Annotated in this window: 8 protein-coding genes; all 8 read right to left on the bottom strand. The window is 68.5% G+C overall.

The genetic code is table 11. The features are described 5' to 3' along the window. Positions 1-352, bottom strand: a 352-nt coding sequence (paaD, locus tag APM_RS10890; RefSeq protein ID WP_241763141.1) for a 1,2-phenylacetyl-CoA epoxidase subunit PaaD, incomplete at its 3' end; no start/stop codon positions are given. After that, on the bottom strand, positions 349-1,125 hold the full coding sequence (gene paaC / locus APM_RS10885; RefSeq protein ID WP_007423427.1) for a 1,2-phenylacetyl-CoA epoxidase subunit PaaC: 777 nt from the start codon (positions 1,123-1,125) through the stop codon (positions 349-351). The genes paaC and paaD, both read right to left, overlap by 4 nt. A 30-nt stretch (positions 1,126-1,155) precedes the next feature. Next, entirely contained in the window at positions 1,156-1,443 is a 288-nt protein-coding gene (gene paaB / locus APM_RS10880; RefSeq protein WP_007423426.1) for a 1,2-phenylacetyl-CoA epoxidase subunit PaaB, read from the bottom strand. A 10-nt stretch (positions 1,444-1,453) separates the two neighbouring features. After that, positions 1,454-2,443: a 1,2-phenylacetyl-CoA epoxidase subunit PaaA gene (paaA, locus tag APM_RS10875; RefSeq protein WP_050807185.1), complete on the bottom strand. Its 990-nt coding sequence runs from the start codon at positions 2,441-2,443 to the stop codon at positions 1,454-1,456. Between the two features lie 102 nt (positions 2,444-2,545). Then, on the bottom strand, positions 2,546-3,328 hold the full coding sequence (locus APM_RS10870; protein ID WP_007423424.1) for an ATP-binding cassette domain-containing protein: 783 nt from the start codon (positions 3,326-3,328) through the stop codon (positions 2,546-2,548). After that, the gene (locus tag APM_RS10865; RefSeq protein ID WP_007423423.1) at positions 3,325-4,407 is read right to left on the bottom strand and encodes an ABC transporter permease; all 1,083 of its coding nucleotides are present in this window, start codon (positions 4,405-4,407) and stop codon (positions 3,325-3,327) included. Before APM_RS10865 ends, APM_RS10870 begins: the two co-directional genes overlap by 4 nt. Positions 4,408-4,498: 91 nt before the next feature. Then, positions 4,499-5,539 carry a substrate-binding domain-containing protein gene (locus APM_RS10860; protein ID WP_007423421.1) on the bottom strand — a complete coding sequence of 347 codons (1,041 nt, stop codon included), beginning with the start codon at positions 5,537-5,539 and terminating at the stop codon, positions 4,499-4,501. Between the two features lie 470 nt (positions 5,540-6,009). Beyond that, the coding region (locus APM_RS10855; RefSeq protein WP_007423420.1) for an SDR family oxidoreductase at positions 6,010-6,574 on the bottom strand (565 nt) is incomplete at its 5' end.

Raw genomic sequence — 6,574 nt, 5'->3', positions numbered from 1 at the left:
AGCGCGGGCGGCGCGCGGCGGCTTCCGGCGGCGGGGCGATGCCGTATTCGCGCAGCGCGCGCCGCGCCGCGGCGGTCATGAAATCGGTCGTCCAGGCGGGCGAGAGCACGGTGTTCACGCGCGGCCGGCCGAAACCGGCGGCCTCGACGGCGCGGATGATTCCGGCGGCGATCTCGGCCATCGCCGGGCAGCCGGAATAGGTCGGCGTGATGTCGATCTCCGCCGTGCCGCCGACGATGCGGACATCGCGGAGAATGCCGAGATCGGCGATGGTGAGCACCGGCAGTTCGGGATCGGGCACGGCGCCGGCGACGCGGCGCAGGCGGGCGAGGGACGGCTCGGGCGCGCTCACCACGAGGCCCCGGGATAGCTGCGCTGGAGATGCTGCATTTCGGCGAGCAGCCGGCCGAGATGCTCGGAATGCCGGCCCTGGCGGCCGCCCTTCTGCATCCAGCCGGACTCGGGCAGGGCCAGCGTGGCCTCGGCGAGGATCTCGGCGAGGGCGGCGCGCCAGGGGTCGCGCAGGGTGGCCGGATCGGGGGCGATGCCCGCCTCGACCAGCGCGGCCTCGTCCGGCTCGGCCTCGAACATCTCGCTGGTGAACGGCCAGAGCGCCTCGACCGCCGCCGCGGCGCGGGCATGGCTTTCCGCCGTGCCGTCGCCCAGGCGGATCAGCCATTCCGCCGCGTGGCGCAGGTGGTAGGCGGTTTCCTTTTCGGCCCGCGCGGCGAGGGCGGCCAGCGTGGGATCGGCCGAGCCGGCGAGCGCCCGCCACCAGAGATCGGCGAAGGCGGAGAAAAACACCTGGCGCGCGATAGTGACCGCGAAATCGCCGTTCGGCTGTTCGACCAGCAGCAGGTTGCCGAAGGCGCGCTCGGGCCGGAGATAGGCGAAATCGTCCTCGTCGTGGCCGGCCGCCTCGACATCGGCGGCGTAGGCGTAGAGCGCGCGGGCCTGGCCGATGAGGTCGAGCGCGATGTTCGCCAGCGCCATCTCCTCCTCCATGCTGGGCGCGCGGCCGCACCATTCGGACAGGCGATGGCCGAGGATCAGCGCGTCGTCCGCCCGGCGGAGCAGGAAACGGACCAGCGGGGTCTCGCGGACGGTGATGGAGGTGGTGGACATCGGGCTCTCCGGGGCGCGGCGTGCCGGCCGTCACATGTGGCCGACCTCGTCGGGCACCTCGTAGAAGGTCGGGTGGCGGTAGATCTTCGAGTCGGCGGGCTCGAACAGCATGCCGGCCTCGGCCGGGTCCGAGGCGGTGATGGCGGCGGAGGGCACCACCCAGATCGACAGGCCCTCGCCGCGGCGGGTGAAGAGATCGCGCGCGGCCTGCAGCGCCAGAGTGGCGTCGGCCGCGTGCAGCGAGCCGGCGTGGCGATGGGCGAGGCCGTTGCGGCTGCGGATGAAGACTTCCCAGAGCGGGGTCGGCGTTTCCGGCATCGTCCCGTCCTCAGGCGGCTTCCGCGCGGGTGCGGCGGCGGGCGGCGAAGGCGAGGGCGGCCTCGCGCACCCAGGCGCCGTCCTCATGCGCCTGGCGGCGGGCGGCAAGGCGCTCGCGGTTGCACGGGCCGTTGCCGGCGATGACCTGGCGGAACTCCTCCCAGTCGATCGCGCCGTGCTCCCAATGGCCGGCGGCGGCATCGTAACGCAGCGCGGGATCGGGGATCGACAGGCCGAGGACATGCGCCTGCGGCACCGTGGCGTCGACGAACTTGCGGCGAAGTTCGTCGTTCGAGAAGCGCTTGATCTTCCAGCGCATCGAGCTGTCGGAATGGGCGCTGGCGGCATCCGGCGGGCCGAACATCATCAGGCTCGGCCACCACCAGCGGTTCAGCGCGTCCTGCGCCATCTCGCGCTGCTCCGCCGTGCCGCGCGCGAGGGTGAGCATGATCTCGTAGCCCTGGCGCTGGTGGAAGGATTCCTCCTTGCAGACGCGGATCATGGCGCGCGCGTAGGGCCCGTAGGAACAGCGGCAGAGCGGGATCTGGTTCATGATCGCGGCGCCGTCGACCAGCCAGCCGATCGCGCCGATATCGGCCCAGCTCAGCGTCGGGTAGTTGAAGATCGAGGAGTATTTCGCGCGGCCGGCGAGAAGCTGGTCGACCAGTTCCTCGCGCGTGGCGCCGAGGGTTTCGGCGGCGGCGTAGAGATAGAGCCCGTGGCCGCATTCGTCCTGCACCTTGGCGAGCAGGGCGGCCTTGCGGCGCAGCGTGGGGGCGCGGGTGATCCAGTTGCCCTCGGGCTGCATGCCGATGATCTCGGAATGGGCGTGCTGGGAGATCTGCCGCGTCAGCGTGCGCCGGTAGGCGGCGGGCATGAAATCGTTCGGCTCGATCCGTTCATCGGCGTCGATCCGCGCCTGGAAGCGGGCGAGCCTGTCGGCATCCTCGGGCGCGGCGGACGCGGATTCGGAAGGCTGGTTCAGGGCCTGGGTATACATCGGGACGTCCTCGGTCAGCGCCTTTCGGCGCGTTTCGGGGATATATATCACATAATTTTCAGGCTCAAGAATATTCTGTGATATGTCGTCCCGATCTCCGGTTCAGGCCGCGGGGTCGAGCACCGCCTCGGGCGTGCGCGCGCCGGTCATGTAGGCGACGGCGTCGGACATCGAATGCGTCTTCGGGTCGATCACGCAGAGCCGGCGGCCGAGACGATGGATGTGGACGCGGTCCGCCACCTCGAAGACATGCGGCATGTTGTGGCTGATCAGGATGATGGGGATGCCGCGGGCCTTCACGTCGAGGATTAGTTCGAGCACGCGGCGGGATTCCTTGACGCCGAGGGCGGCGGTCGGCTCGTCGAGGATGATGACCTTGGAGCCGAAGGCGGCGGCGCGGGCGACGGCGACGCCCTGGCGCTGGCCGCCGGAGAGGGTTTCCACCGCCTGGTTGATGTTCTGGATCGTCATCAGCCCGAGATCGGAGAGTTTCTGGCGGGCGATGCGCTGCATCTCGGCATGGTCGAGCTTGCGGAAGACCTTGCCGAGCAGGCCCGGCTTGCGCAGTTCGCGGCCCATGAACATGTTGTCGGCGATCGACAGGCCGGGCGCCATCGCGAGCGTCTGGTAGACGGTCTCGATGCCGGCGGCGCGGGCGGCGATCGGCGAGGCGAAGCGCACCGGCCGGCCCTCGAGTTGGATCTCGCCCTCGTCGACCTGGATGGCGCCGGAGAGCGCCTTGATCAGCGAGGACTTGCCGGCGCCGTTGTCGCCGATGACGGCGAGGATCTCGCCGGGATGAAGGTCGAAATCGCAATGGTCGAGCGCCGTGACCCGGCCATACCGCTTGACGAGGCCACGCGCCTTGAGAACGGGTTCCATCACACCGCCGCCTTTCTGATCCACTGGTCCACCGCGACCGCGACGATGATCAGCGCGCCGATCATCAGGTAGGTCCATTGCGGGTCGGTGCCATACATGTTGAGCCCGAGGGTGAAGACGCCGACGATCATGGCGCCGAAGATCATGCCGAGGATCGAGCCGCGGCCGCCGAACAGCGAGATGCCGCCGATCACCACCGCGGTGATGCTGTTGATGTTCTCGAACTGGCCGGAATTCGGCGAGATCGCGCCGATGCGGCCGATCAGCGCCCAGCCGGCGATGGCGCAGACGAGGCCGGAGAGCGTGTAGACGCCGATCAGCATCCGCCGCACGTTCACCCCCGCCAGGGCCGCGGCATCGGGATCGTCGCCCACGGCGTAGACGTGCCGCCCCCAGGCGGTGTGCCGCAGCACATAGGCAAAGAGCAGGACGAGGCCGATCATCAGCACGACGCCATAGGTGAAGGTGGCGCCGTTGGCGCCGCCGATCACGAAGGTGTTGCCGAGATACTGCAGCAACGGCGCCTTCAGCGAGATCTGCGCCGCGCCGATCGTCTGGTTGCCGGAATAGAGGTAGTTCGCCGCCAGCACGATCTGCCACATGCCGAGGGTGACGATGAAGGGCGGCAGCTTCATGCGGGCGACCAGCACGCCGTTGCACCAGCCGACCGCGGCGCCGAAGGCGAAGCCGCAGAGTATCGAGACCTCGGCGGGCAGGCCGTAACTGAAGGAACACTGGCCCATCAGCACCGAGGACAGCACCATGATGGCGCCGACCGAAAGATCGATCCCGGCGGTGAGCACGACGAGCGCCTGGGCGACACCGACGATGCCGGTGATGGTCACCTGCTGGAGGATCAGCGTCAGCGCATAGGCCGAGAAGAACCGGTGGCCGACCAGGATGCCGAAGCCGAGCAGGGAGACCAGCAGCACGATGAGCGGCGCGAGCCAGGGGGTTTCGTGCAGCAGCTGCTGCAGCCGCTCCAGCGGCGTCTTGCGGTGGCTGAATTCGGCGACCGCCTCCGATCCGGCGGTCACGATGGCCGCCTCGAAGGTGATCTCGGTGCGCTCGTTGCTCGACATGGCGTCTGCTCCATGACCGCGCCGGGAGCGCCGGCGCGGCAGTCGAAGAGGGCGGGCGGCGCCATGCACCGCCCGGGATCACGCAGGGGGCTCAGTTGCCCCAGCAGAGTTTGGCGCCCTGCGCCGGCGTGATCGAGGGAACGCCGGGAACCGGATGCGCGGTGATCAGGTTGGTGCCGGTGTTGAAGAAATCCTTGCCGGCGCTGGCCTGCGGCTTCTTGCCCGTCTTGGCGAAGGTAACGATCGCCTTGACGCCGAGGGCCGCCATCTTCAGCGGATATTGCTGCGAGTCGGCGGCGATGATGCCCTGCTTCACGCCGTCGACGCCGGTGCAGCTGCCATCGATCGCGACGATGGTGACCTTGCCCGCCTTGCCGACCGATTTCAGCGCCTGGTAGGCGCCGAAGGCCGCCGGCTCGTTGATGGCGTAGACGAGGTTGATGTTCGGGTTGCGGGCGAGCAGCGTTTCCATGCCCTTCTGGCCGCCCTCTTCCGATCCGCCGGTCTCGACATGGCCGACGATGCGCGGGTCGGGCACGTTGAACGTTTCCGGATTCTTGATCTTGTCACCGAAGCCGGCGAGGAAGCCGTGGTCGCGCTCGACATCGACGGTGGGGTGCGAGATCGACAGGTCGAGCATCGCGATCTTCGCGTCCTTCGCCTTGGCGCCGAGATGCTTGCGGGCCCAGCGGCCGATCAGCTCGCCGGCCTCGAAATTGTCGGTGGCGAAGGTCATGTCGGCGGCGCTGGTCGGGCTCAGCGCGGTATCCAGCGCGATCACCAGCAGCCCGGCCTTGCGCGCCTTCTCGACGGTGGGAACGATCGCCTTGGTATCGGACGGGGTGATCAGGATGCCCTTGGCATGATCGGCGATGCAGCTCTCGATGGCGGCGACCTGGGACTGGTTGTCGCCGTCGTACTTGCCGGCATAGGTCTTGAGATCGACGCCGAGCTTCTTCGCCTCCGCCAGCGCGCCCTTGCGCATGGTGACGAAATAGGGGTTGGAGTCGGTCTTGGTGATGAGGCAGGCGCGGATCGGCGCGGCCTGGGCGGTGGCGGCGAAGCCGGCGATCGCGCCGACCGCGGCCAGCGCGATCGCCGCCTTCTGCGTGAAGCTCTTCCTGTTGGTCATTCTGGTCTCCTTTTTTTCTCAGCGTGGCCCGGCGCGGTCGGCCGGCGGGGTCCGGTCATCGGCCGGATGTCGGCCAAGGCGATGGGCGCGCCACGATGCCGCCGGCGCGATGCGTCGACACTCGCGGCGATCCCGCGAACGGACATGCAGGGATGCGGGCTGGCAGGGCGGGGTGCGCCGTCAATCGTTCCTCCTCGGTCTTGTTTTTGTCTTCCTGTCTTCGGACGTGAAAAGATTCCGGAAACAGAAAACGTTTTCATGGTCGTTTTAGGTTGTCACGCCGCCGCGATCAAGAAATTTCTGCTGGCTCAAATAAAATTTTTGCTGCTCCGCCCAACGGCCAGAATCGCGATGACCAGAGATCGCACCGGAAACAGCAAAAGATGGAAAACGATTTCAGGCTTGTGCGCGCGAAGCCGCCGGGTTGCGGGAGACCGCGCGCGAGGCGTCAATGAGCGGTGCCGGGCGGGTCAGGTCGACCAGTTGCGCGCGAAATCGCCGTAGAGCGACAGGCCGCCGCAGGCATAGAGCGTCTGGCCGGTGACGTAGCTCGCCTCGTCCGACAGCAGGAAGGCGGCGACCGCGGCGATTTCCGCGGCCTCGGCCGGGCGGCCCATCGGGATGTGCGCCTCGACCACGCGGCGGCGCTCGGGATCGCCGGTCCAGCCGGCGTTCATCGGCGTGACCGTGGCGCCGGGACCGACCGCGTTCACCCGCACGCCGCGCCCGGCGAATTCGAGCGCGAGCGTGCGGGTGAGGTTGCCGATGCCGCCCTTCGCCGCCGAATAGGACAGGAAGCCGGGCTTTGGCACGATTTCGTGAACCGAGGAGATATTCAGGATCGCGCCCGACCCGCGCTGCGCCATATGGCCGATGACCCGCGAGGAGAGATGGGCGACGGCCAGCAGGTCGACCGCGATGACGCGGTCGAACCGGTCCATGTCGAGCGCGTCGCTCGGCTGTTCGACCTGGATGCCGGCATTGTTGACGAGGAGCGAAAGATGGCCGGCCCGCGCGATGGCGCGCGCCGCGATC

Source organism: Acidiphilium sp. PM, from assembly GCF_000219295.1.
Classification (GTDB): domain Bacteria; phylum Pseudomonadota; class Alphaproteobacteria; order Acetobacterales; family Acetobacteraceae; genus Acidiphilium; species Acidiphilium multivorum.
Note: the sequence above shows the minus strand (reverse complement) of the source record. Positions and strands in the feature narration are given on the sequence as shown.

What these genes read in the sequence shown, in the direction of transcription:
- paaC (WP_007423427.1), bottom strand. Translation starts at nt 1,125, where the DNA reads ATGTCCACCACCTCCATCACCGTCCGCGAGACCCCGCTGGTCCGTTTC.
- paaB (WP_007423426.1), bottom strand. Translation starts at nt 1,443, where the DNA reads ATGCCGGAAACGCCGACCCCGCTCTGGGAAGTCTTCATCCGCAGCCGC.
- paaA (WP_050807185.1), bottom strand. Translation starts at nt 2,443, where the DNA reads ATGTATACCCAGGCCCTGAACCAGCCTTCCGAATCCGCGTCCGCCGCG.
- APM_RS10865 (WP_007423423.1), bottom strand. Translation starts at nt 4,407, where the DNA reads ATGTCGAGCAACGAGCGCACCGAGATCACCTTCGAGGCGGCCATCGTG.
- APM_RS10860 (WP_007423421.1), bottom strand. Translation starts at nt 5,539, where the DNA reads ATGACCAACAGGAAGAGCTTCACGCAGAAGGCGGCGATCGCGCTGGCC.